The sequence below is a fragment of the Lysinibacillus sp. NPDC097214 genome (assembly GCF_050277945.1).
Taxonomy (GTDB): Bacteria; Bacillota; Bacilli; order Bacillales_A; family Planococcaceae; genus Lysinibacillus; species Lysinibacillus xylanilyticus_B.
Genome location: NZ_JBNNSS010000011.1, coordinates 1 through 24,005, shown reverse-complemented (window position 1 = coordinate 24,005; position 24,005 = coordinate 1). Strand labels below are relative to the sequence as shown.

Annotated in this window: 19 protein-coding genes, 16 tRNA genes and 3 riboswitches; of the genes, 6 read left to right on the top strand and 29 right to left on the bottom strand. The window is 38.2% G+C overall.

What is annotated here, in order from left to right:
* Positions 1-34: 34 nt before the first annotated feature.
* Both ACQKMI_RS20580 and ACQKMI_RS20575 read left to right on the top strand, forming a co-directional pair.
* Positions 35-1,195, top strand: a complete 1,161-nt coding sequence (locus ACQKMI_RS20580) for a PucR family transcriptional regulator (protein ID WP_427491912.1) — start codon at positions 35-37, stop codon at positions 1,193-1,195.
* Positions 1,196-1,297: 102 nt separating this feature from the next.
* A complete protein-coding gene (locus tag ACQKMI_RS20575) occupies positions 1,298-2,179 on the top strand; it encodes a DMT family transporter (RefSeq protein ID WP_427491910.1) in 882 nt (293 codons plus the stop codon).
* A gap of 41 nt (positions 2,180-2,220) precedes the next feature.
* Here the strand turns inward: ACQKMI_RS20575 and ACQKMI_RS20570 are convergent, their stop codons facing one another.
* From ACQKMI_RS20570 to ACQKMI_RS20555, 4 genes are all read right to left on the bottom strand, one after another.
* Entirely contained in the window at positions 2,221-2,790 is a 570-nt protein-coding gene (locus ACQKMI_RS20570) for a YitT family protein (protein WP_323651029.1), read from the bottom strand.
* A gap of 327 nt (positions 2,791-3,117) precedes the next feature.
* Complete coding sequence (locus tag ACQKMI_RS20565) at positions 3,118-3,639, bottom strand: DUF2179 domain-containing protein (protein WP_427491908.1); 522 nt, start codon at positions 3,637-3,639, stop codon at positions 3,118-3,120.
* A 452-nt stretch (positions 3,640-4,091) separates the two neighbouring features.
* Entirely contained in the window at positions 4,092-4,250 is a 159-nt protein-coding gene (locus tag ACQKMI_RS20560; protein WP_427415153.1) for a hypothetical protein, read from the bottom strand.
* A gap of 106 nt (positions 4,251-4,356) precedes the next feature.
* Positions 4,357-4,803, bottom strand: coding sequence for a WapI family immunity protein (locus tag ACQKMI_RS20555; RefSeq protein ID WP_427415154.1), 447 nt, complete (start codon positions 4,801-4,803; stop codon positions 4,357-4,359).
* A gap of 371 nt (positions 4,804-5,174) precedes the next feature.
* On the opposite strand from ACQKMI_RS20555, the gene ACQKMI_RS20550 reads away from it, so the two are divergent.
* Positions 5,175-5,426: a hypothetical protein gene (locus tag ACQKMI_RS20550; RefSeq protein WP_427491906.1), complete on the top strand. Its 252-nt coding sequence runs from the start codon at positions 5,175-5,177 to the stop codon at positions 5,424-5,426.
* Positions 5,427-5,577: 151 nt separating this feature from the next.
* Here the strand turns inward: ACQKMI_RS20550 and ACQKMI_RS20545 are convergent, their stop codons facing one another.
* The 3 genes from ACQKMI_RS20545 to ACQKMI_RS20535 all read right to left on the bottom strand — a co-directional run bounded on the left by ACQKMI_RS20545 (position 5,578) and on the right by ACQKMI_RS20535 (position 9,819).
* Positions 5,578-6,876, bottom strand: coding sequence for a nucleobase:cation symporter-2 family protein (locus tag ACQKMI_RS20545; protein WP_427491904.1), 1,299 nt, complete (start codon positions 6,874-6,876; stop codon positions 5,578-5,580).
* Positions 6,876-7,460 carry a xanthine phosphoribosyltransferase gene (locus ACQKMI_RS20540; RefSeq protein WP_323651023.1) on the bottom strand — a complete coding sequence of 195 codons (585 nt, stop codon included), beginning with the start codon at positions 7,458-7,460 and terminating at the stop codon, positions 6,876-6,878. Before ACQKMI_RS20540 ends, ACQKMI_RS20545 begins: the two co-directional genes overlap by 1 nt.
* 236 nt (positions 7,461-7,696) lie before the next feature.
* Positions 7,697-7,798, bottom strand: a riboswitch (purine riboswitch).
* A gap of 197 nt (positions 7,799-7,995) precedes the next feature.
* Positions 7,996-9,819: an APC family permease gene (locus ACQKMI_RS20535; RefSeq protein ID WP_427491902.1), complete on the bottom strand. Its 1,824-nt coding sequence runs from the start codon at positions 9,817-9,819 to the stop codon at positions 7,996-7,998.
* A 180-nt stretch (positions 9,820-9,999) separates the two neighbouring features.
* A riboswitch (cyclic di-AMP (ydaO/yuaA leader) is annotated at positions 10,000-10,149 on the bottom strand.
* Between the two features lie 775 nt (positions 10,150-10,924).
* Between ACQKMI_RS20535 and ACQKMI_RS20530 the strand changes: the two genes are divergently transcribed.
* Positions 10,925-12,190, top strand: coding sequence for an Nramp family divalent metal transporter (locus tag ACQKMI_RS20530; RefSeq protein ID WP_427491900.1), 1,266 nt, complete (start codon positions 10,925-10,927; stop codon positions 12,188-12,190).
* 75 nt (positions 12,191-12,265) lie between these two features.
* Here ACQKMI_RS20530 and ACQKMI_RS20525 read toward each other — a convergent pair whose 3' ends face one another.
* From ACQKMI_RS20525 to ACQKMI_RS20505, 5 genes are all read right to left on the bottom strand, one after another.
* Positions 12,266-12,955: an ABC transporter permease gene (locus tag ACQKMI_RS20525; RefSeq protein ID WP_427491898.1), complete on the bottom strand. Its 690-nt coding sequence runs from the start codon at positions 12,953-12,955 to the stop codon at positions 12,266-12,268.
* Complete coding sequence (locus ACQKMI_RS20520) at positions 12,948-13,871, bottom strand: ABC transporter ATP-binding protein (protein ID WP_427491896.1); 924 nt, start codon at positions 13,869-13,871, stop codon at positions 12,948-12,950. Before ACQKMI_RS20520 ends, ACQKMI_RS20525 begins: the two co-directional genes overlap by 8 nt.
* 137 nt (positions 13,872-14,008) lie before the next feature.
* Entirely contained in the window at positions 14,009-14,944 is a 936-nt protein-coding gene (locus tag ACQKMI_RS20515; RefSeq protein ID WP_427491894.1) for a sensor histidine kinase, read from the bottom strand.
* A gap of 5 nt (positions 14,945-14,949) precedes the next feature.
* Entirely contained in the window at positions 14,950-15,642 is a 693-nt protein-coding gene (locus ACQKMI_RS20510; protein WP_427491892.1) for a response regulator transcription factor, read from the bottom strand.
* A gap of 858 nt (positions 15,643-16,500) precedes the next feature.
* On the bottom strand, positions 16,501-17,967 hold the full coding sequence (locus ACQKMI_RS20505) for an amino acid permease (protein WP_427491890.1): 1,467 nt from the start codon (positions 17,965-17,967) through the stop codon (positions 16,501-16,503).
* An 81-nt stretch (positions 17,968-18,048) separates the two neighbouring features.
* Positions 18,049-18,225: riboswitch (Lysine riboswitch) on the bottom strand.
* Positions 18,226-18,397: 172 nt separating this feature from the next.
* Here ACQKMI_RS20505 and ACQKMI_RS20500 point away from each other — a divergent pair.
* Positions 18,398-19,606 carry a CynX/NimT family MFS transporter gene (locus ACQKMI_RS20500; protein WP_427491888.1) on the top strand — a complete coding sequence of 403 codons (1,209 nt, stop codon included), beginning with the start codon at positions 18,398-18,400 and terminating at the stop codon, positions 19,604-19,606.
* 79 nt (positions 19,607-19,685) lie between these two features.
* Positions 19,686-21,040, top strand: a protein-coding gene (locus tag ACQKMI_RS20495; protein WP_427491886.1) for an IS3 family transposase whose coding sequence is annotated in 2 segments (ribosomal slippage) — positions 19,686-20,139 and positions 20,139-21,040 — 1,356 coding nt in all. Because the reading frame shifts where the segments join, the coding sequence is not laid out codon by codon here.
* Between the two features lie 93 nt (positions 21,041-21,133).
* Here the strand turns inward: ACQKMI_RS20495 and ACQKMI_RS20490 are convergent.
* The 17 genes from ACQKMI_RS20490 to ACQKMI_RS20410 all read right to left on the bottom strand — a co-directional run bounded on the left by ACQKMI_RS20490 (position 21,134) and on the right by ACQKMI_RS20410 (position 23,993).
* Positions 21,134-22,180 carry a nitric oxide synthase oxygenase gene (locus ACQKMI_RS20490; RefSeq protein ID WP_427491883.1) on the bottom strand — a complete coding sequence of 349 codons (1,047 nt, stop codon included), beginning with the start codon at positions 22,178-22,180 and terminating at the stop codon, positions 21,134-21,136.
* 405 nt (positions 22,181-22,585) lie between these two features.
* Positions 22,586-22,657, bottom strand: a tRNA-Glu gene (locus ACQKMI_RS20485).
* Between the two features lies 1 nt (position 22,658).
* Positions 22,659-22,735: transfer RNA gene (locus tag ACQKMI_RS20480), tRNA-Asn, on the bottom strand.
* A 4-nt stretch (positions 22,736-22,739) separates the two neighbouring features.
* Positions 22,740-22,816: transfer RNA gene (locus tag ACQKMI_RS20475), tRNA-Ile, on the bottom strand.
* 7 nt (positions 22,817-22,823) lie between these two features.
* Positions 22,824-22,897, bottom strand: a tRNA-Gly gene (locus ACQKMI_RS20470).
* 3 nt (positions 22,898-22,900) lie between these two features.
* Positions 22,901-22,976 (bottom strand) — tRNA-Phe (locus ACQKMI_RS20465).
* Positions 22,977-22,984: 8 nt separating this feature from the next.
* Positions 22,985-23,077 (bottom strand) — tRNA-Ser (locus ACQKMI_RS20460).
* Positions 23,078-23,089: 12 nt separating this feature from the next.
* A tRNA-Ala gene (locus tag ACQKMI_RS20455) sits at positions 23,090-23,165 on the bottom strand.
* A 13-nt stretch (positions 23,166-23,178) separates the two neighbouring features.
* A tRNA-Pro gene (locus ACQKMI_RS20450) sits at positions 23,179-23,255 on the bottom strand.
* Between the two features lie 17 nt (positions 23,256-23,272).
* Positions 23,273-23,349 (bottom strand) — tRNA-Arg (locus ACQKMI_RS20445).
* 15 nt (positions 23,350-23,364) lie between these two features.
* Positions 23,365-23,437, bottom strand: a tRNA-Lys gene (locus tag ACQKMI_RS20440).
* A 15-nt stretch (positions 23,438-23,452) separates the two neighbouring features.
* A tRNA-Gln gene (locus tag ACQKMI_RS20435) sits at positions 23,453-23,527 on the bottom strand.
* A gap of 10 nt (positions 23,528-23,537) precedes the next feature.
* A tRNA-His gene (locus ACQKMI_RS20430) sits at positions 23,538-23,613 on the bottom strand.
* A gap of 47 nt (positions 23,614-23,660) precedes the next feature.
* Positions 23,661-23,734: transfer RNA gene (locus ACQKMI_RS20425), tRNA-Trp, on the bottom strand.
* A gap of 5 nt (positions 23,735-23,739) precedes the next feature.
* Positions 23,740-23,823: transfer RNA gene (locus ACQKMI_RS20420), tRNA-Tyr, on the bottom strand.
* 9 nt (positions 23,824-23,832) lie between these two features.
* Positions 23,833-23,905 (bottom strand) — tRNA-Thr (locus tag ACQKMI_RS20415).
* A 12-nt stretch (positions 23,906-23,917) separates the two neighbouring features.
* Positions 23,918-23,993, bottom strand: a tRNA-Asp gene (locus ACQKMI_RS20410).
* Positions 23,994-24,005: the final 12 nt, after the last annotated feature.

Below are 24,005 nucleotides of genomic sequence, written 5' to 3'. Positions count from 1 at the left end.
AACTCCATCATAAGAAAGGTTGCTTGATATTGTAATGAACGTAGAGAACTTTTTACAACTGCCTATTACAAAGGAATTTACAGTTGTTGCCGGTCGCAATGGTTTACATAAACCTGTTCAAAATGTTGAAATTCTAGATTTTGAATTTTCACCCGATATTCAAACGGTGAGGGAAACGATTTTCACACCGAATTGCGTTGTGTTAAGCAGTTTATTATTCGCAAAGCACAAGCCAGAATATTTATGGAATGCCGTGAAAAGCCTAATTGAGCTGGGGGCAAGTGCTTTAGCTTATAAACCTGTCATCTATGAGGAGTTACCCGAGGAAGTGTTAGCCTATGCAGACGAACAAAATTTTCCGATCTTGCGATTTGGCGGAGATGAATTTTTTGAAAAGATTATTTTAGAAACGATGGCCTATGCAAAAACACAGGACTACTCGTTCTTTTTAGAAACGATTCTGCGACGTCTATTGGAGGAAGACGTAACAGATGAACAAATAAAGTCTATTTTACAGCAAATCAATAAGCCCTTCGACAAGTATGTATTTGTTGCTAACATTCAATCGCAGGATCATGCAAATAGCCAATGGATGCACTCCCTTTTTCAATTAGATCCTCTATTGAAATCTGGTATGATTTGTAGCTATAAAAAGAGTCTCTTTATTGTAATGACCCATTCATCACAGCAATTTCAATTTGAAAAACTTCTCAATGAATGGTTAACGATGTACGCAATCTCGACGAATTCATTGACCTTTGGCTATAGTCGTTGTCACCTAACACAATCAGAATTCCCTCTTGCTGTTCGTGAAGCCTTTTATGCACGTATTATGGCTGAAATTAAATCGACTCCTATATGTCATTATGAGAACCTTGCTTCCGATTGGTTATTAATTGAATTGCATCGTAAGGACGCTACATTTGCTATAGACTATGTAAATAGCTATCTTGGTCCCCTACTTAAGGCAAAGGTTGATCCGGATTTAATGAAAACAGCAATCACCTATGTTGTAAAACAAGGAAATATTAAAGAAGTAGCCGTTGCTCATTTCTGCCATCCAAACACGATCCGTTATCGCATGGCAAAAATACGTCAGCTAGTAGCACCTTTAGAAAATGATTATGTTTTTTATGAGCGTATAGCGGCAGCCGTTAAATTGTACTTAATACATAGCAAAATGAATGTCGAATGAAAGCTTTGGAATAAGTACAAAAAAACGCCTGAATTTTTAGAATTAAAATCAAACTATTTTTTTCCATTTCGTGCTATCCTATTGAAGTTAGGAGGAAGAACGATGAAACAATACATAGCTGATGGTATGCTATTAGTCACTGCAATCGTTTGGGGTAGCGGATTTGTAATAACGGCTATTGCATTGGAATATTTAACAGCCTATCAAGTAATGGCAGGTAGGTTTTTATTAGCCTCGATTATACTGACAGTCTTATTTGGATTTAGATTAAAAAAAGCTTCTAAATCCGTTATCTGGAAAGGTATTTTGTTAGGGACCATTTTGTATATTGCCTTCGCCCTTCAAACAGTAGGGCTCCAATATACAACACCTTCTAAAAATGCATTTTTAACTGCTGTAAATGTCATAATTGTTCCATTAATTGCGTTCGCGGTATACAAGAGGCGTATAGATGGCTACGAAATTATCGGTTCGATGATAGCTATTGTAGGAATCGGTTTATTATCCTTACAGGGTTCACTGACGATGAATATCGGAGATGCGCTTTCCTTAGCTTGCGCTGTCGCCTTTGCCTTTGATATTTTCTGTACAAACCTATTTGTCCAAAAGGAAGATGCCATTGCCCTGACGATCATTCAATTTATCACAGCATCTTTTTTAGGTGTTTTGGTCGTAGTCAGTCAAGGCGATATCCCAACTACTCTTGAAAAAGAAGCCATCTATTCGATTATTTATTTAGCCATTTTCTCAACTACCCTTGCCTATCTTTTTCAAAATGTCGCGAATCAATATACGTCTGCTACAAAGGCAGCTATTATCCTGTCCACAGAATCCTTCTTCGGCATGGTGCTATCCGTTATTTTCTTACATGAAGTATTAACAAGCCGTATGGTTATAGGGGCTATCATGATTTTACTCGCCATATTAATAGCAGAAGTAAAGCCTGCACATCCTAAAAAGCGAATGATGAAGAGCTCTCGATAAAAAATAGTTTCAGTGCTACTGAAGCTATTTTTTATATTATTTTAAACACGACTAGTCATGATGCTTGTAGTAATCCCTACTACCAAAATTGTAATAATTGAAAGCAATAATGTACTGGAAGATAAAAGCAGTCCCCCTATGACAATGACGATGGAATCGATTATAAAAATAAGGATCCCGACATTAATTCCAGTTTTATCACTTAAAAACTGTCCAATCAAATCTGTGCCACCAGTGCTTGTCTGAAATCTAAGCATCAAGCCGACACCAAACCCCATAAGGACCCCTCCACATATGGCGCTATAAATGGCATCTACCTGAATAAGATTCCGAACAGGCTTTAGTAAATCGATACTAAGAGAAGATACAAATAATCCATGTATACTATTGAAAAAATATGCCCTGTATTTATACCAAGAAACGATAAAGATTGGAATGCTAATAATGATGATCATTAAACCTATTTTAAGCTTATATAAATAATGTAAAATAAGCGCTATCCCTACAACTCCCCCATCTAAAATTTGATAGGGCGTTAAGAATAAATTAATTCCTAATGATACCGCAGCACTTCCTATGAGAATGACCAAGCCTTTCGTAAAAAAATACATACAACACCCCTCCGAGACTTGCATGTTTTTATAGTATGAAAAAATCAATTTGAACATGTTATTGTTCACGTCTGTCGGTGTAATTGTATTAATATTTTTTATCGAGCTCGGTCGCTAAATTCCTCTATAAATTGTGTGAATACAAAAAATGGATCATCACCAAAACGTGTGGTTGATTTCCGTTCCGACTTGGCGCTTTCCTGGGGGCGTCCAGCCTCCACTCCAATCAACTTATTAACATAATAGACGTTTTAACAAAGTCATCCACAACTTTTGGTGATGAACCAAAAAAGCCCTTCTGCATATACACAGAGGGCTAGGAAAAAACTATTTGTTTTTTGCCTTCATTCGATTCAGCAAAAATCCACCTTTAAATGATTTAGGCTCGTAAGAAATAATAAAAGCATTTGGTTCATAATGCTCCACAATTTGAAACAATTCTGTCTCGCGATTTCTCTTTGTTAATATTTCATATTTATAGCGATTACTATCCCTACCTTCACCAACATAAATTGTCACAGCAAAGCCTTCATTACGAAGAAAATTCACGAGCTCTTCATTTTTATTCTGCGTATTGATTGTCGCATAGACATAGCCAATCGCTAGTTTCCGCTCGATTTTAGCACCTAGAAAAATACCTAAACCAAAACCAGCAGCATAAACAACCATCGCTAAAATACTTTGGTCTCCATTAAAAACAAGAGAAAGGCCAAATACATACACTAACATTTCCAGCATACCGAATATGGCAGCAAGGAACGTAATGTTCTTCACTAAAAATATTGTACGTAACGTTAAAAAAGGCACATAAATTAATTGAAGTAATACAATCAAAAATATACTTTGCATTTGTAAGAGACCTTTCAATAAGTAGTTTTATATACTAGAAGTGCGTTACCTTAACTATCTATTAGACGCTGATTTCCGCTGGCGAAAGTAGAGCACCTCCCCGCTACAAATAACACCCACAAGCCAGATATTTATAAATGTATGTTCAGACATTGCCTTGCATTCTTCTCAACAATTATGTCTCGGCATCGTTCAAAATCCGCTTGTACAAAGAACTCCCGTCCAATTCCCTAGATTCCCTAACAATTAAAATTTAAACATCTACTTTTCATAAAAAAATGCCACCTACTATAAAAGTAGATGACATTTTGTTTATTATAGAAATCCTTTATGCTTCCCATGCATCAGGTCTTTCTTATGCTTTGCCCAATTATATTGAACAAAATGTTGCGGATAATCGCAGTGACAGAACCAAATGGACAACTCCGAAAAGAAGTGCCCTATTTAAATGACTAGCAATCCGAATTCATCGGTACTTTATTCTTTATTAGTTCATCTATGTAATACTCTTTTAGCCAAACTTCCAATTTCATTTTTTCTTCTGAAGACATATGTGACTCCATAATTACATGTAGTTCTTCAATAACTTCTTTAGCAGTTTTTAAATTCATTTATAACCCTCCCTTCCATAAGGTTCATAATATTCTATATTCATTCGTATTACAATAACCAATTTTTACCATCAGCTATTGCGCCTGTAAGTACAATAAGACACAACTATCTCCTTTTACCTTCTAAACCGCCATAATGGGCAACTATCTTTCTTAACTCTTCAAACGAAGATAACAAATAGCTTTGTTCACTTTCAAATTCAAAATGTAGTTTATTTTCTTCACTCAAAAATTCTTGGAAATACCCTTCTATAGTAATCTGCCCCAATCGATTAAAATGCATTTCAAACTCAATATTAGAACTTGAGTCTGTAAAAGTCACACTTCCATTCAATTGCTTAAAACATTTTTGAAGTTGGCTAAAAAACGTATAGATCTGACCAGTTGAAAACCATAGTTCTGCATCTTTCACAAAATAGTTACCACTTTTTATATCAATTTTCCCTTTCACTTCGTATCCGCCCAAATAACTAGTTTCATTCGGAAATCCAAATACCTCAATGATTTCTATCCGAATAAATCCTTGTTTGCCTCCTATTAAAAAAGCATTCATTTATATCATCTCTTTTCAAAATATAGCACTGACTTCTTCCACAAACTTTATCTTTAGAAACACAGCTTTCCTCTATTACAATAGGTGTATGGACATCCGCTGAGCAGTTTAAATCCGCATTCATTTCAATCCTCTTCTATTATACTGCGCGTCATAAAAAAGGCGGCTTAAAAGAAAGTGAATTGAAAAATGACATCAATAGTGCAAAATTACACTACATTGGGTAATTGACTCAAATAAAATAGTTTAAGAGCGAGGTGCTTGGAATGTTATTATTCTTATTAAAATGTATATTACCTTTTATCTTAGTAACACTGTTATATATAATTAATATTATTTATTTATCAAAGAAAACGATGAATAATATTAAATTGTGGAAAACTTCGATTTTAGTGGTCAATATCATTGCGTTATGTTTAAGTATTTTAATCGTTTTACCATCAGTTGCATTAATCACCGCGATGTCTTTAGGCACAGGTTCCACCTTAAATATAACAGAGGATGATTTTAATTTAGAAGCAGCTACGCTTATACTGTTGTCCATTACTAGTTTTATATATCTCTTCGTTACAAATATTGTATTAACTGCTTTAACAGCTAAAAAGCAATTCCGTCAGGGGTAGCTTGTTCCATGAAGAAGTTTTTCTGTAGAAACAGGCTTTTTTCCGCATAAAAAAATGCCACCTCCTTAAATCTAAATCAATAGATAAAAGTAGGCGGCAACGTTCTTTTCATCAAAATATGCGAGGTATTTAGATGAACGTTATTAAATTTTTAAACTTCTCCATGCATCGGGTCTTCCTTATGCTTAGGCCCAATCATGTTGAATAAAATATTAAGAATAATCGCCGTAACAGAACCACAAACGATACCGTTAGATGTTAGAAGAGATACACTTTCTGGTAGTGCATCAAAAATCCCCGGAACAACCGATACGCCTACACCAAGACTAACTGCAATCGCAGCAATCATAGCGTTCTCCGCTGATTCATTCATTACAGGTACTAACATGCCCATACCTTGAGTTATTACCATACCGAACATCGCTAACATTGCCGCACCAAGTACTGGTGTTGGAATAATCGTTGTTAATGCTGCGATTTTTGGTAGGAAACCAAGTGCTACTAGTAAACCACCTGTAATGTAAATGACTTTACGGTCTTTTACGCCTGACATACGTGTTAGTCCCACGTTTTGTGAAAATGTTGTATATGGGAAGGCGTTGAAAATACCGCCAATCACAGAGGCAAGACCTTCAGAACGATATCCACGTGCTAAATCTTTTGAATCTAATTTTTTCTTACAAATATCACTTAGCGCAAAATAAACCCCTGTTGATTCTACTAAAGAAACCATTCCTACAAGTGTCATTGTAATAATCGCAGATGCATTAAATGTTGGCATCCCGAAGTAAAATGGCTGAACCATGTGTAATACGGCAGCATCTGAAACTGGACTAAAATCAACCTTGTCCATAAATACTCCTAGGATTGTCCCGGCAACTAATCCGACTAAAATGGAAATTGCACGAATGAAGCCTGTAGAAAAACGATAAACGACTAAAATAATGACCAATGTAATAAACGCTAAAGCTACATTCGAACCCGATGCAAAGTCTTCTGCGCCTTGTCCACCTGCCATATTATTTAAAGCTACTGGTAATAAAGAGATACCGATAATCGACACGACCGAGCCTGTAACAACTGGCGGGAAGAACTTTACTAACTTACCAAAAAAGCCTGCAATAATCATAATGATTACACCTGATGCAATAATAGATCCATAAATATCAGTAATACCTTGTTCAGGATTAGTACCAATTGCAATAATCGGACTAACCGCTGTAAATGTACAGCCTAGTACTACCGGCAAACCAATACCGATAAATTTACCTGAATACACTTGTAAAAGCGTTGCGATCCCACACATCATAATGTCAATCGCTACTAAATACGTCATTTGTCTTGAATCAAAGCCAATTGCCCCACCGATAATCAGTGGCACTAAAATGGCACCTGCATACATCGCAAGTAAATGTTGAATAGCTAGCGTCGTCGATTTAACGGTATTCATTACGCATTAGCCTCCGCAGCAAATGTTACTTTACCATCCTCAAGAGAATCTACAATTGCTAATGATTCCACGCGAACCCCTTGCTGGCGTAATAATTTCCCACCGTCTTGGAAGCCTTTTTCAATAACAATGCCTACACCCACAACATTTGCACCAGCTTGTGCTGCGATATCAAGCAAACCTTTGACAGCTTCCCCATTAGCTAAGAAATCGTCTACAATTAGAATGTTATCATCTTCATTTAAGAAACTACGTGAAACTGAAATATCGTTCGTTTCATTTTTTGTGAAAGAATGTACTTTTGAATTATAAAGATTATCTGATAGTGTTAATGATTTACGTTTACGTGCAAACACTACAGGAGCACCGATTTCAAGCCCTAGCATAACAGATGGTGCGATACCTGAAGATTCGATCGTTAATATTTTTGTAATCACTTGATCAGAGAATCGAGTGGCAAACTCATGACCAATTTCTTTCATAAGCATTGGGTCAATTTGATGATTTAAAAACGAGTCTACTTTTAATACAGATGAAGATAGAACTTTACCTTCTTGCACAATTTTGTCGTGTAATAACTTCATTTCCTTTATATCCTTCTTTCTTATAGTAATAAATTTTTATGAGCAAATAACCGAAAGCGCCGTGCTAACGCAGCGTCAGTAACACGATATCGTTGTCACGAAGGCGTTATTATAGAAGAAATGCTCATTCCAAGTAATAAAAAACGCTGAATACTTTGATTCCAGTCATCTACGAGTGGAGCAAAGCATTCAGCGTAAAAACGTCGAAACGAATAGAAAACATCTTATATAAAGTCTTCTAAAGCATTGCTACCCATAGTCGATTTTTTTACGGTAAATCGGTAGAGACTCGCGAGCCATATTCTCGCTATTATATGAGTGAAATAGTATTAAGCTGTAAGAACTTCCTGATCTTAATAAGCCATGGCGTTATTTCCAAAAATGGCACTTTATTCGGTATGTGCTTGTATCTCACACTGAACAAAGTCTGCTTTTTTCGGAATTTACTATTATTTTACTGACTTTCAATTGTAAACGTTCGTGTTTTACAATCAACGTTATGATTATATCAGACAATTTTCGAGCTTGCTAGTCATTATTTTGATAAATGGAAGGGCACAGTCATAATAACGATATTTTTGTGAAATAACAGCGACGTGCGAATTAATAGACTTGATTGATTGTGTAACATATGATGCCATCCTTTTTTCGGTAAAAACTGTGGGATGATAACTGTTACTTGATGGCCTGTTTTCGCACATTGATGTTCAACCTTATCAATAAATTTCATTAATGGCTGTGTAATACTTCGATATGGTGAATAGTATGTGACAAGCCGTATATTTGGTTGCCAAGCTTTCCACTTCTCCTCAAACGCTTTTGCATCCGCTTGATCGAAGGCTACATAAAAGGCAATAATTTTATCAACGTGTAGTGACTGCGCATAATGCAATGTGTTTTCGACTACTTTCGTAATACCAGCGACAGGTACAATGAAGACATTCCCCTCCACATTTGGTATTTCCTCATTATCTAATCTTAATTGTTCACCAACTGTTTTATAATGCTGTTTAATCCGGTGGAACGTCCAAATAATAATTGGTAAAAAGATAAACACTGGCCATACTTGAGGCAATTTCGTCACAAAAAACATCATCGCTACAATAAAGGAAATGACCGCTCCAATTGTATTGATCGAAAATTTAGCCACCCAACCTTTTGGCTTTTCACGCCACCATTTTCGCATCATTCCAGCCTGCGCTAAAGTAAACGGAATAAACACACCAACTGCATAAAGCGGAATCAAATGCTCTGTTGTTCCATCAAATAAAATGATTAAAACAATGGCCGCTAAACCAAGCATCATGATGCCATTTGAATAACCAAGTCGATCCCCACGTATCTGGAATATTCTTGGGATAAAACCGTCCTTCGATAAATTGACAGCTAGTAAAGGAAAGGCTGAATAACCTGTATTCGCAGCAAGCACTAATATCATCGCTGTTGTTCCTTGTACTATATAATAAAAGATATGACGACCTACACTTGCCTCCGCGATTTGTGAAACAACCGTTTCTTTTGCATTGGGAGCAACTCCATAAAAATAAGCTAGACTCACAATACCAATAAATAACACTGCTAAAATACCGCCCATAGCTAATAATGTTTTAGACGCATTTTTCGGCGCTGGATCTTTAAAATTAGGAATAGCATTTGAGATTGCTTCAACACCAGTCAAAGCTGAGCTTCCTGATGCAAATGCCTTTAATAATATAAATAGACTGATACCCGCAACTGGTGTACCGACCTTTGGATGCAACTCCGCTGGAACTTGCCCAGTTATTACGTTATAAGCCCCTACTCCGATTAACATCAGCATCACTATCACAAATAAATAAACAGGATACGCTAAAATGGATGCAGATTCTGTGACTCCACGCAGGTTTAAAAGCGTTAAACATATAACAAAAAACACAGCGATTATCACATTATAGGAATGCAGACTTGGAAATGCCGAAGTAATGGCATCTGTTCCAGCCGATACACTTACCGCAACTGTTAAAATATAATCGACAAGCAATGATCCACCAGCGACTAGACCCGCATTGACACCTAAATTTTCCCGAGAAACTACGTAAGCTCCACCACCATGTGGATACGCAAAAATAACCTGACGATACGAGAAAATAAGTGCTGTCAGTAACACAACTACCCCAGCAGCAATCGGTAAAGAATACCAAAAAGCAACAGTGCTCACTGTCATAAGTACAATTAAAATTTGCTCAGGTCCATACGCAACTGATGACAACGCATCGGACGATAGTATGGCAAGTGCTTTTGTTTTACTAAGCTTTTGTTCCCCTAACGCTTCAGATCTTAATGGTTTACCGATAATATAACGTTTTAATGAAGATTTCATTTTCTACACCTTCTAGTTCCATAGAATGTGTTTCGCATTTCTAAATCGATTACGCTTTAGCATAATCGGTTTTTGTGCTGTTTACGGGGCCTTGTTTCATTTTTAGAATGAAGATAAAAAACGCCTACAAGTCATCACTAAATAAGACTTGTAGACGCTCATTCGTCTGCCAAGCTCCACTTTTCTGCTCTTAACGCTTACGAGGTTAGCTGTCGGATTCGGGCCTGAGTAGCCCTACCCCTCAATAAATGAAGAGATTCACCCCAAGGATTACCTATGTAATCCGTAAAAATTGGGTCCCCCGCGTCATTGCTTCAGCGATTTAGAAATTTGAAACTTTTATAATGATGTCATATTACGCCTGTAATTAAAAAAAGTAAAGATGAAAATAATGCTTACAAAAAATTTTTTCACTTGCTATTTTGAACATTTCTATTTAGGCCCACTACAATGGGGTGTGATTGATTTTCATTCCGACTCGGCGCCTTCCTAGAGGCATGCAGTCTCCACTTCATTCAACTTATATACATCGCATATGTTTTAACAAACGTCACCCCAAACTTTTTGATGATGAACTTTTATTTGAAGAATAATGCTTTAAAACTAGTAGAAAATATATGAATACCCGAATTGAAAATCAATCAATTATGCCTCGGCATAATTACATCCGGAATCGGCTTACCAATACGATGTTGGTCCCAGGCGTTTTCATAGGATGTGATGTTCTTAGCCTGAGTTCCTCTATTTCAGCTGGTATTTAGACACCTGTAGCTGCCGCTTCGCTTTCGCTACAAAAAAACACTCGCTGAAAGAAGTTAAAAAAGCTACCTTTTAAGTATATTCCCACTTTTAAAGAAGCTAAGTACATTCATCCTTGAATCATTTTCAAATGAATCGAATATTCTGCTATGCTGCTTCCATACATTGATTCACAAGCGGAATTCCTCCATTAAAGTTGATTACTATATCAAAAACATTTTGAATTCAGTAAAAAATTGAGCAAACTCCTTCACATTTTTTAGTTCTAGCTATAAAATAGGAATATAACATTTTCCTATAGGAAACTTTATTTCACCTGTGATACTTTTTGAAATGAGGGAACAACATGGTTTACAAACGAATGACAAAATCGTCTGCTGAGGCGGTTTTAGATGGAGATATAACAGGCTGGCGACGCATTTTACCGTTTCTTGGTCCAGCCTTCATCGCTGCGGTTGCCTATATTGATCCAGGCAACTTCGCAACGAATATTACAGCAGGTTCACAATATGGCTATTTATTACTTTGGGTAATCGCCTTTTCCAATTTAATGGCCGTATTAATTCAATCTTTGTCTGCAAAGCTTGGCATTGCAACTGGCAAAAATTTACCCGAAGTAGCACGTGAACATTTTTCTAAAAAGACTTCTATCTTTTTATGGATTCAGGCTGAATTGGTCATTATTGCAACAGACCTTGCAGAATTTATTGGTGCGGCACTAGGGCTGTACTTGTTGTTCAATATTCCAATGCTGCCTGCAGCGCTGATAACAGCGGTCGGTTCATTTGCTATTTTAGAATTACAGCGCAGAGGCTTTAGAGCGTTTGAAGCAGGTATTTCTGGCATGGTGCTTATTGTCGTATTAGCATTTGCATTCCAAACATTTTTAGCACAGCCAAATTGGGGCGAAGTAACAATGGGCATGTTTACACCGCGCTTTGAGGGTGTAGATTCTATTTTACTTGCAACAGGTATTTTAGGGGCAACTGTCATGCCACACGCTATTTACTTGCATTCTTCATTAACCCAAAATCGTATCGTTGGCCGAAATGATGAAGAAAAGAAACGGATTTTCCGTTTTGAGTTTATTGATATAATCATCGCGATGATTATTGCTGGTGCCATCAATATGAGTATGCTTGTTATTGCTGCGGCAGTATTCCATACACAAGGCGTAGTAGTTGAAGATTTAGATATCGCTTATAACGGATTAAAAGAGGCGCTTGGTCCGATGGCGGCAGTATCTTTTGGTCTTGGCCTTCTCATTGCAGGTCTTGCTAGTTCTTCAGTTGGTACACTTGCAGGTGATGTTGTGATGCAGGGCTTTATTAGAAAGAAAATACCGCTTTATTTACGTCGAGCTATTACAATGTTACCGCCTTTGGTTATCATTGCATCTGGTGTGAATGCGACTTATGCGCTTGTCCTAAGTCAGGTTATTTTATCCTTTGGTATCGCATTTGCCCTCGTACCGCTTGTACTGTTTACAAGTAAGCGTGACATCATGGGAAGCCTAGTCAATCGTCGTATTACAACTATATTAGGATGGATTGTCGTGGTCATTGTCGTTACTTTAAATCTTTATTTATTATGGCAAACAATATTTGGTTAAAAAAATGCCAGACACAAAGACCTTGATTTGGTTTTGTGTCTGGCATTTAAGTTTTAAAGCGCTATTTTCTTATCCCTAAATATCAATCTGCTCAATGTTTCGAAATGATAAGTAGGCCACGCTTATACCGATAATGGCTAAAGTGATAGGTATAAAAATAATATCATACAAGGTGAAGTTACCCGAATTTGATGATACGACCGATACAATTAATATAGATGATACAATCGTTGCCGGAATGGAGTATTTTCTCATACCAAAATACAACGGTATTAATGCGATGCATGATGCTGAAATTGCATTCATAATCACAACGGGAATTCGTTGTATTATGAATGAGAGCGTTACTGTATCCGGAAGCAATTGGAAAACCTCGCTAACAGCACAAAAAATCGCTGTGACAAAAATAGTCGATAAAATAATTGCACTAAAGGTAAAAAGAACAACAATGGCTAGCTTTGAAGCAATTAGTTTTTTTCTATTAATCGGGTACATAAATGCTACAGTGATCGTTTTATATTTAAATTCTCCAATAATAAACTTGGCGATTAACACACTAGCAAAAATAATAAATACTGCTCTTACACCTGAATCTATAAGGCCAAATGCCGTCTGATAAGTTCTAAAATCTGCATCTCCTTCTACTTTAGTGATAAATATAAGCATAAACATAACTGCTAGTATTACAAAATTTGCGAAAACAGCTCGTTTTATATATGAACCAATATGATATTTTTTCATTTCTAAACGCATTAAATTAAGCACTAGTGACACCTCCATTGATTAACTTCAAGAAATAATCCTCTAATGAGCTTGTTTTTTTGCTAATGCCCTCAATTTCAATATCATGCTCAATCAATGTTTTAGATAACACTTTTTGCGAAGCTGTCAATTCATAAATTCGAATACAATTGTCATCCATTAGTTTGAAATTAGTAATATTTAATTTACTTTCTAAAATAAAGGCAGCCTTTTTCCCGTCATTAACAATCAATTCAATATAATTTGACTGACTACGATTGACAGCGTCCATAGATACTTCCTTCATTAATCTCCCATCCTTAATAACTCCAACTGTATCTGCCAACTGTTCAATTTCACCCAAAATGTGGCTAGAAATCATAATAGTAATGCCATACTCTTTACAAAGCATCTTGAATAACTCTCGAAGCTCTTTAATGCCGACTGGATCTAGCCCATTAATCGGTTCATCTAAAATAAGTAGTTCCGGCTTCGTAATAATTGCACGTGCAATACCCAAGCGTTGTTTCATTCCAAGGGAAAAGTCTTTTACACGTTTATTTTCCGTGTTTGTTAGCTTTACTAAATCTAGAACATGCGCAATTTCTTTCTTGTCATAATAGCCCATATATTCGCAATGTAATTCTAAAGTTTCCTTTGCCGTTAAATTTTCATAAAAAATTGGGTATTCAATAATCGTCCCCATCCTTTTCAGCACTTCGTATGAGCGGTCATTTAATTTCTCACCAAAGATTTCAATATCTCCACTCGTTGGCTTCGTAAGGTTGGTCAGCATTTTCATAACTGTCGTTTTTCCGGCACCATTAGGACCTAAAAAACCGTAGATCTCTCCTTTTTTCACATGCATAGTAACAGCAGAAACGACTTCTTTCCCCTCATATACTTTCGTAAGCTGATTTGTTTTCACAATATATGTCATGTAGATCTCTCCCTTAAATTTAGCTATCCTTATTATAAAAAATGAAACTCTCTAATTTATTACTTGATTCTTACAAATTTCTTAAGCGCAGAAGAAAAGCTTGTAAAGCCATATAATTGCTCTACAAGCATGACTGCTCAGTATGTCATTCGTTTTAAAGAAATTGTAAAAATGGTCTTCTCATATTGGATACTTGAAAGTTGGATGGAGCCCTCCATTAATTCTACAAGACGTTTTGTAATCGTTAAGCCAAGACCACTCCCTTGGAAGGATTTATTTCTGGAATCCTCAAGCGTATACATTCTTTCAAAAACATTATCAACATGATATTCGTCAATCCCTTTACCACGATCCCAAACATCGATAAAAATATTAGCATCATCATTTCTTACTGTAAGCCCAATGATATTTCCTGCCGCCCCATAGGCAATCGCATTTGACAATAAATTATTCAAAACCCTATCTAATGCTTCCTCATTGCCAAGTGCATACAAGGACATCTCTGGTATTGCTATATCAATCTCTAATCCCATCGACGTGATCATATCGTAAAATGATAAAATGTTTTTCCGGCAAATTTCACTTACATTAATTTTCGTCATTGGATAATCTGTATCTCCAGCCTCCAATTTTGCCAGGTCAAAAAATGTATGAATTATTTTTAATACTTCCAATGTTTTCGAATGAACGCCAGTGAGTAACCGTTGCCGCTCCTCGTCACTAAGTGATTGCTTAAGCTGCAGCATTTCCGTATAACCTAGCACAACTGTTAAAGGGGTTTTAAGATCATGTGAAATATTGGCCAACATCTTTTTCATGGAGCCTTCCATTTTCCGATGTGTTGCTTGCACTTTTTGATTGTGGTCTAACAATGCATTCATCGCGATTAGTAACTGCTGTAATTCTTGATTAGCTGTCGACACTAAAATCTTTTCGCTCGATTGTTCATCAATGATTGCTTGCAGTTTTTGATGCATGTATTGAATAGTAGCGTCTTGCTTTTTTTTTGCTCTCACTTGAAAAATAACAATTCCTACGAGTAATACAATAATCAGTAATAGAAATATAATCATGGAGTTTACCCTTCAAATTTATAGCCAATTCCCCAAAGTGTTTTAATATACCTAGGATTGGATGGATCGTCTTCAATTTTTTCGCGTAATCTTCTTATATGTACATTAATAATATTTTCATCCCCATAGTAAGCATCATTCCAAATCAATTGATAAATTTGCTGCTTTGTAAAAACACGATTACGATTTGTCACGAATAACGTTAAAATGGCAAATTCCTTTGACGTGAGCTTTACATTTTGTCCATTCTTCTCAACTGAAAAATTAACAAGGTCTATCGATAAGTTGTCTATCTCCACTAGATCTTTCTTATCCTCTACTTGACTGGAGTATTTTGTAGCTCTTCTAATCGCGGCTTTAACACGTGCCGAGAATTCCAGCATCGAAAACGGCTTGGCAATATAATCATCTGCCCCTAATCCTAACCCTAACGCTTTATCAACATCACTATCCTTGGCTGACATAATGATAATTGGAAGCGATGCTTGCTCTCGTAAAATCTTTAAAACTTCTAATCCATTCAGTTTCGGTATCATTATATCCAAGATCACTAAATCAAAAGGATTGTTTAAACAATAGTGTAAGGCTTCTTCTCCATTTACTGCAGTGGTGACAAGGAACCCCTCCATTGTTAAATAGCTTTCTACCATTTCACGAATGGCTTCGTCATCTTCTACTAGTAAAATATGCTTTTGCACGTGCATGCACCTCTTCTCAACATAAAGTGTCTATATATGACTTGCCATTTATATGAATCATTACCACAACGAGGATTGATTTCCGTTCCGGCTGGGCGCTTTGTTGTTGCTGTCGCTACGCTTTCGCACAGATAAAACAATTGCTGCCGCTTCGCTTTCGCACAGTTAAAACATTTGTTGCTGACGCTTCGCTTTCGCGCAGAGCAGAGCTTCCTGGGGGCGTCCGATGAGCCGCTTGGGCCAACACGATGTTGGTCACGAAGGCGTTATCACAGGATGTGATGCTCTTAGCCTTCGTTCCCCTAGTTGCTCGCTCCAGGGTCTCGGGCCAACAGATGTTTTCTGCGCGAAAGCGTAGTGCAAACGTAGCGGCAGCAGAGGGGTTTTTTGTGCGAAAGCGCAGCGACAGCAACAGCACCGAGGTTGGTCACAAAGGCGTTATCACAGGATGTGATGCTTTTAGCCTTCGTTCCTCTAGCGCTGATCCCCAAGGAGTCGCCCAGCCGTAACGAAGATCAACTTATATAAATGGTATACATTTCAACAAATGCCATCCCCAATATTTGGCGATTATTCATTTCTATAACAGTTTACCATATTAAGATTGTGCACCAAAAGTGAGGGACGATTTGCAAAACTAAGTCCCCTTTCATTTTCTCCAGTAATCTTATCTGAAGACCCCAAAAACCAAATTTGTAACAGTGATTGCTATTATGGGGATACGGGGTTTTGGAGCTTAAAAGATGTTCACTGGCAGTATTTTCTCTGACAAGATTGTAAGTTTGGTGTTACAAATTCATTTTTCAACTAAAAAAACTGCCCTGCAAGTCATTTTTTATGACTCACAGGACAGTTTTATTATTCATTATCGACTTTTAAATCACATTGCTCAAGTGGAAGCATCTTTGTTTTATGCTTGATTTTATAGCCAAGCCATAACAGCAAGAACAGTGGAATACCGATATACGAGACAAGGACTCCGTACCAATCTACTGTATCCCCCGTAAAGGCATTGTAGTTTTGTCCAATAACAACAATCATACAAACCGTAAAGGCAAATAGCGGGCCGAATGGGAATAGCTTTGCTCTATACGGCAACAATTTCGGATCTAAGCCCTGTACCTCGAACGCTCGACGGAAACGGTAATGGCTAAATGCAATTCCTAGCCAGGCAATAAAGCCAGACATCCCAGAGGCATTTAGAAGCCACATGTAGACCACACCATCACCAAAGAATGAAGCTAAAAATGCTAGGGAGCCTACAGCTAAAGTCGCCATTAATGCGTAAATCGGAATACCTCGACGGCTTAGTTTAGCGAAAAATTTCGGTGCATGTCCATCTACCGCTAATTGCCAAAGCATACGAGAAGATGCGTACAGCCCTGAATTCCCCGCTGACAGCATTGCCGTTAGAATGATAGCATTCATCAATGATGCAGCAAAGGCAATTCCTAAACGGTCGAACACCAGTGTAAATGGTGAAACAGCGATATCTTCAGATAGCAAACGTGCGTCTGTAAATGGAATCAGCAGCCCAATTGCACCAATCGCTAAAATATAGAATAAAAGAATTCGCCAGAAAACAGACTTAACAGCTTTCGGAATATTTTTACCAGGATCATCTGTTTCACCTGCTGTTATTCCAAGTAGCTCTGTCCCTTGGAACGAGAATCCTGCAGCTAAGAAAATACCAAATGTAGCAAGGAATCCACCATGGAATGGTCCATCACTGATAAAGAAATTCGTAAAGCCTACCGGAGCGTTTCCTCCTAAAATACCAAAAATCATTAAGAAACTGATGATAATAAAAATGATTACAGTTACAACCTTTATCATGGCAAACCAATATTCACTTTCACCATAGCTTTTTACTGATAATAGATTGAACGTTAAAACGACAGCAATAAATAACACAGTCCAAAGTGCTGATGAGCTATCTGGGAACCAATATTTCATAATTAATGATACAGCAGAAATTTCTGCTGCAATTGTAATTGCCCAGTTGTACCAGTAGTTCCAACCAAGGGCAAAGCCTAGAGCTGGATCTACAAATTTTGTAGCATACGTACTAAATGAGCCCGATGATGGCATATAGGCTGCCATTTCGCCTAAGCTCGTCATTAAAAAATACACCATGATACCGATTAATGCATAAGCAAGAAGTGCACCGCCAGGGCCTGCTTGTGCAATGGCACCACCACTAGCTAAAAACAATCCTGTACCGATTGTACCGCCTAATGAAATCATTGTAATATGACGGCTTTTCAATTCTTTTTTCAGCTTTGGCGCTTTATGGCCAAGCTGATTGACTTTTATCTCACTCACAATATAGCATCCTTCCTTTAAGAGGCAAAAAAATGCCATCACATGAACGGCAGTGATGGCTAAATAAATCCTCTGTTCTTTCAAAATGATAGCTCAACACGTTGTTCAAACGTGACAGTTCTGTTCCTTTCGGAGACAGCCCCAGCATGAGGTTTTCAAGTCCCCTCACACTTCGGCAGTATTTCCTTTCAACTAATATCTCAAATGCTTGTCATTTCCATTAGCATACTCTTAAATACCGCGACCTCTACCTCAATATAAACATGAGGCATATTATTAAATTTATGATGTTTTTTATTTTAACATACGACCTATGACATTTCAATAACTCAAGTAATATTCTATATTTTGTGAATTTTCCACTATTTTTATTATTGTGATAAAGTGGTATAGTGGTTCAATCATAATTGTTCTAACAGGGGGGATTTATTTGACTACTCATGAACATACCGATACTTATCCTAGTAGGAAAATTAACTGGAAAGGTACAACCTTATTACTAGTTATCGGCGTAATTTGTATTGCCTCGACATTACGGATGCCGCTAACAGTTGTTGGACCTATTATTTCCTTTATCCGTGAAGACCTCGGCATATCCTATGTACTAGCAGGCTTTCTAACAACAATCCCTTTGCTAGCATTTGCAATTATTTCACCTTTCGCACCAATTGTCGCACGTAAATTCGGGCTAGAATTAACATTATTTTTATCAACTATTCTTTTAGGGCTAGGGATTGTACTACGCTCCCTCGGCACAACTAGTTTGCTCGTATTTGGTACTGCGCTAATTGGTATAGCCATTTCATTCGGTAACGTACTTATTCCAGGATTACTTAAATTGAAGTTTCCCTATCACGTAGGTTTACTTATGGCCTTTTTCACAATGTCGATGAATTTGACAGCTGGTCTCGGTGCTGGCATTAGCTATCCTGTTGCCCATTCATCAATTGGCTGGCAAGGTGCACTGGCAGTCGCACTTGTTCTTGTGGCGTTAACCATTTTAATTTGGATTCCACAGTTGAAATTTAATAAGCCTGAGCCTAATGTTAAAACTACGAAAGAACGTACACCTTTATGGAAATCACCTGTTACTTGGGCAGTAGCGGGAGCTATGGGATTTCAGTCATTATTATTCTATACAACCGCGGCTTGGATTCCAGAAATATATATAGCACAAGGATTAGCTGCAGATCGTGCAGGATGGATGTTTTCCATCATGCAATTTTCACAAGTCCCAATGGCTTTAGCTGTGCCTATTATCGCTAGTAAAATGACATCTCAACGACCTCTCGTATTAATGTTTACGGCATTTTACTTAATTGGCTTTATCGGACTAGTAATGGAATGGACAAGCCTCGCTATACTGTGGATGGTGCTACTAGGCTTAGCCGGTGGAGCCTCATTCTCATTAGCGATGATGTTCTTTACATTACGTACCCGTACCGCTTTTGAGGCAGCTGATTTATCAGGATTTGCACAATCACTAGGCTATTTATTAGCCGCAATTGGTCCAATCTTATTTGGTTATTTACATGATTTATTCGGTGATTGGAGTACCACTGGTTGGTTATTTGTTGTCGTAGTATTGATACTCTTCTTATGTTCATTTAGGGCTTCTAAAAACGAATATGTGAATTAAAAAAGGCAGCTCATAATCTTATTTTGAACTGCACCCCAATTGTTAGACACACTCTAACAATTGGAGGTGCAGTTTTTTTATGACTAGATTTACAACTGAAATAAAATTGGCCATTATTCAAGGATTTAATCCTAAATTAATTTCACTAAAAGAATACGCAAGACAAATGAAAGTGACAAGATCGCAATTTCAATACTGGTTGAAAGTCTATGAGTTACACGGAGAGGCTGGTTTAAAGAAGAACTATACAAATTATCCTGTAAGTTTTAAACTAGACGTACTAAATTACATGGTTCAATCTGGTGCGTCATTAATGGATACCGCAGCTCACTTTAACATTCCGAATTTCACAGACGTGTATATTTGGAAAAAACAATTGGAGCTTGGTGGTTTAGAAGCCCTTGAACCAAAGCAGAAGGGGCGTCCATCCATGAACAAAGAGTCAAAAAAACAACCAAAACAGGCACTATCTCAAGGATCAGTTGAAGCATTAGAAGCACGTATTAAGCAACTAGAAATGGAAAATGAGTATTTAAAAAAGTTGAATGCCTTAGTTCAAAACAAGGAAAAATCACCAAACAAGACAAAGCGCAAGTAGTCTATGAGTTAAGGCACAAATATCCGGTGAAAGCACTTGTAAAGCTCGCTGGCATTCCACGCAGTACGTATTATGATTTAGTTAAGCGTATAAATCGTCCTGATTCAGATGCCGATTTAAAAGCTGAAATTAAATCAATTTATGAAGAACATGAAGGTCTTTACGGTTACCGTCGTATTCGTGATGAGCTAACGAATCGGGGGAAGATAGTAAATCATAAGAAGGTACAACGTATCATGAAAGAGCTAGGTTTAAAATGCCGTGTACGTATGAAAAGATATAAATCTTATAAAGGTACTGTAGGAAAAATAGCGCCGAATCACCTAGACCGTCAATTTACAGCGGATGCCCCGAACAAAAAATGGGTGACCGATATTACGGAATTTAAATTATTTGGAGAAAAGCTATATTTATCGCCTGTGTTAGATTTATTTAACCGAGAGATTATTACATACACAATCGGCTCACGACCGACCTATTCACTTGTTTCTGAGATGTTAGAGAAGGCGTTAGAGTGCTTACCAGAAGTTCACCAACTTCTGATACATTCAGATCAAGGTTGGCACTACCAAATGAAACAATACTGCCATGCACTTCAAACAAGAGGAATTAAACAAAGTATGTCCCGTAAGGGAAACTGTTACGACAATTCTGTGATGGAGAACTTTTTCGGGATACTGAAGTCCGAATTCCTTTATTATAAGGACTTCGAAAGTGTAGCGCATTTTAAGCAAGAATTAGAAAAATATATAGAATACTATAATACCAAGCGGATGAAGGCAAAATTAAAAATGAGTCCGGTACAATACCGAACTCATTTTGAGCAAGCAGCCTAATGAAATAACCGTGTCTAACTTTTTGGGGTCACTTCATTTCAGCGGGTGTTTGGACACCCGCTGAAATAAGTTAAAATGAGCTGCCTTTCTCTATTAGTAAAATGGTTTCTGATAAAAATAGTTCGGTGTATTATAAACATTAACATAAGGCTTATGGTAAATATGAGTTGTAGCTGGTGAAAGAGGTGGAATCAACCATGTCCAATTGCCTGTGACCTCACGATTTGCTGCTGCTTCTGTTTCCTCAAACAATTTAAATTGCTGTGCAGCTGTATGATGATCTACAATGCTCACACCATCTTCTTTAAAGGAATGTAGCACGGCCATATTCAGCTCAACTAATGCTCGATCACGCCATAGAGAAGCCTGTTTGCTTGTATCAAGGTTGAAAATTTCTGCTATAGCGGGCAGCATATTATAACGCTCATGATCTGCTAAATTACGTGCCCCGATTTCTGTACCCATATACCAACCATTGAATGGAGCTGCCTCAAAGTCGATGCCTGCCATTTGGAAGCGCATGCTCGAAATAATCGGCACTGCATACCATTTTAATCCTAGCTTCTCGACTTGAGCAGATTCTGGATGACGAATCGGTACTTCTAATACATATTCGTCAGGGATTATAAACACTTGTGGCTCTCTACCATCCACCTGTACAACAAGCGGAAGCACATCAAATGCTGTTCTCTCACCTTGCCAGCCAAGTGATTCACATACTTTTGTAAACTCAACGGAATGCGGATCACCAACAATTCCAGATTCCGTTTCATAGCCAGCATAGCGGATTAGCTGATGATTCCATATGCGAACTCTCCCTGGTGCAAAAACCGTTATTGTTGGACGGATTTTCCCATCATTTGTTGCATATTGAATATGTTTAAGCAAAGCGTTGAAGATATCCTCTTCATTTGAAAGATCACGGGCATCTACAACATGCAGCGATTGCCAAAACAGACGACCAATACACTTATTACTATTACGCCAGGCCACTCGTGCACCAAAAATTAATTCTTCCGTTGTCGGTATATATTTCCCAGCAGTTTTAATATGCTGTAATTTATTTTCTAGCCATGTTTTCGACTCGTTTTGTTCTACTTGATAAAGTTCTAAAAATCGTTGTACTTCATGTAAATTCATATCGAACTCCTCCATCTACCCTCATATTAGAGGAATGGAACTATTATCACCACGAAAAAATCCGCCTGAAAACATACATATTTTATATATGAAATACTTTGTTCAATATTTCTTATTATTTTTGGGATTAGGGAAAAGATAAATACCTTCCCTTCAAGTAGCTATTATGAAAATTTCGGGGGATTATAGAGGACAAAACCTTTTTGTATGTAGAAATTAGTTATACAAAAGACATCTTCAGTTACATAGCCAATTTTGTTTAGCATGATTAAGCCCTTCGCAATACTTAGGAATAGACGTTATTACACGTCCATTAAAAATAAAACTTCCTTAACGAAGGGTGATCCTTTTTAGCTTATAGTTGGCATAAAAAAAGCATGTTACACGAATGTGCAACATGCTTGATGACCCCTACGGGATTCGAACCCGTGTTACCGCCGTGAAAGGGCGGTGTCTTAACCACTTGACCAAGGGGCCGTGGCTCCGAAGGCAGGACTCGAACCTGCGACAACCTGATTAACAGTCAGGTGCTACTACCAACTGAGCTACTTCGGAATAATGGTGGGCCTAAATGGACTCGAACCATCGACCTCACGCTTATCAGGCGTGCGCTCTAACCAGCTGAGCTATAGGCCCATTATTTTGGAGCGGGTGATGAGAATCGAACTCACGACATCAGCTTGGAAGGCTGAGGTTTTACCATTAAACTACACCCGCAGATGGTGGGTCAGGACGGAATCGAACCGCCGACACTTAGAGCTTCAATCTAATGCTCTACCAACTGAGCTACTGACCCGAAAAAAATGGAGGAGGTAGAGGGATTCGAACCCCCGCGCGGTGTTACCCGCCTGTCGGTTTTCAAGACCGATCCCTTCAGCCGAACTTGGGTATACCTCCGTAATATATAAATGGTGGAGCCTAGCGGGATCGAACCGCTGACCTCCTGCGTGCAAGGCAGGCGCTCTCCCAGCTGAGCTAAGGCCCCTTGTTAGGAAAGATGGTCGGAATGACAGGATTCGAACCTACGACCCCTTGGTCCCAAACCAAGTGCTCTACCAAGCTGAGCTACATTCCGATACTATTAGGCTTTTTTGGCGCGCCCGACAGGAGTTGAACCCATAACCTTCTGATCCGTAGTCAGACGCTCTATCCAATTGAGCTACGGGCGCATTTATAAAAACTGATGAGCCATGAAGGACTCGAACCTTCGACCCTCTGATTAAAAGTCAGATGCTCTACCAACTGAGCTAATGGCTCGTATTAAAAAATGAATGGCTGGGGTACTAGGATTCGAACCTAGGCATGACGGAATCAAAATCCGTTGCCTTACCGCTTGGCTATACCCCAATTATTAAAATGGGGCGACTGATGGGAATCGAACCCACGAATGCCGGAACCACAATCCGGTGCGTTAACCACTTCGCCACAACCGCCACTATATATAATCACGGCAGTATTTGATAACGAGTACCTAGAAACCTGGCAGGGGCAGTAGGAATCGAACCCACACCAAAGGTTTTGGAGACCTCTATTCTACCGTTGAACTATGCCCCTAAAAATGGTGGAGGGGGACGGATTCGAACCGCCGAACCCTAAGGAGCGGATTTACAGTCCGCCGCGTTTAGCCACTTCGCTACCCCTCCAAGGGATGATGCCGGCGATAGGAGTCGAACCCACGACCTACTGATTACAAGTCAGTTGCTCTACCAACTGAGCTACACCGGCAAAAAAAAAAAATGGCGGTCCCGACCGGGATCGAACCGGCGATCTCCTGCGTGACAGGCAGGCATGTTAACCGCTACACCACGGGACCATTTTGGTTGCG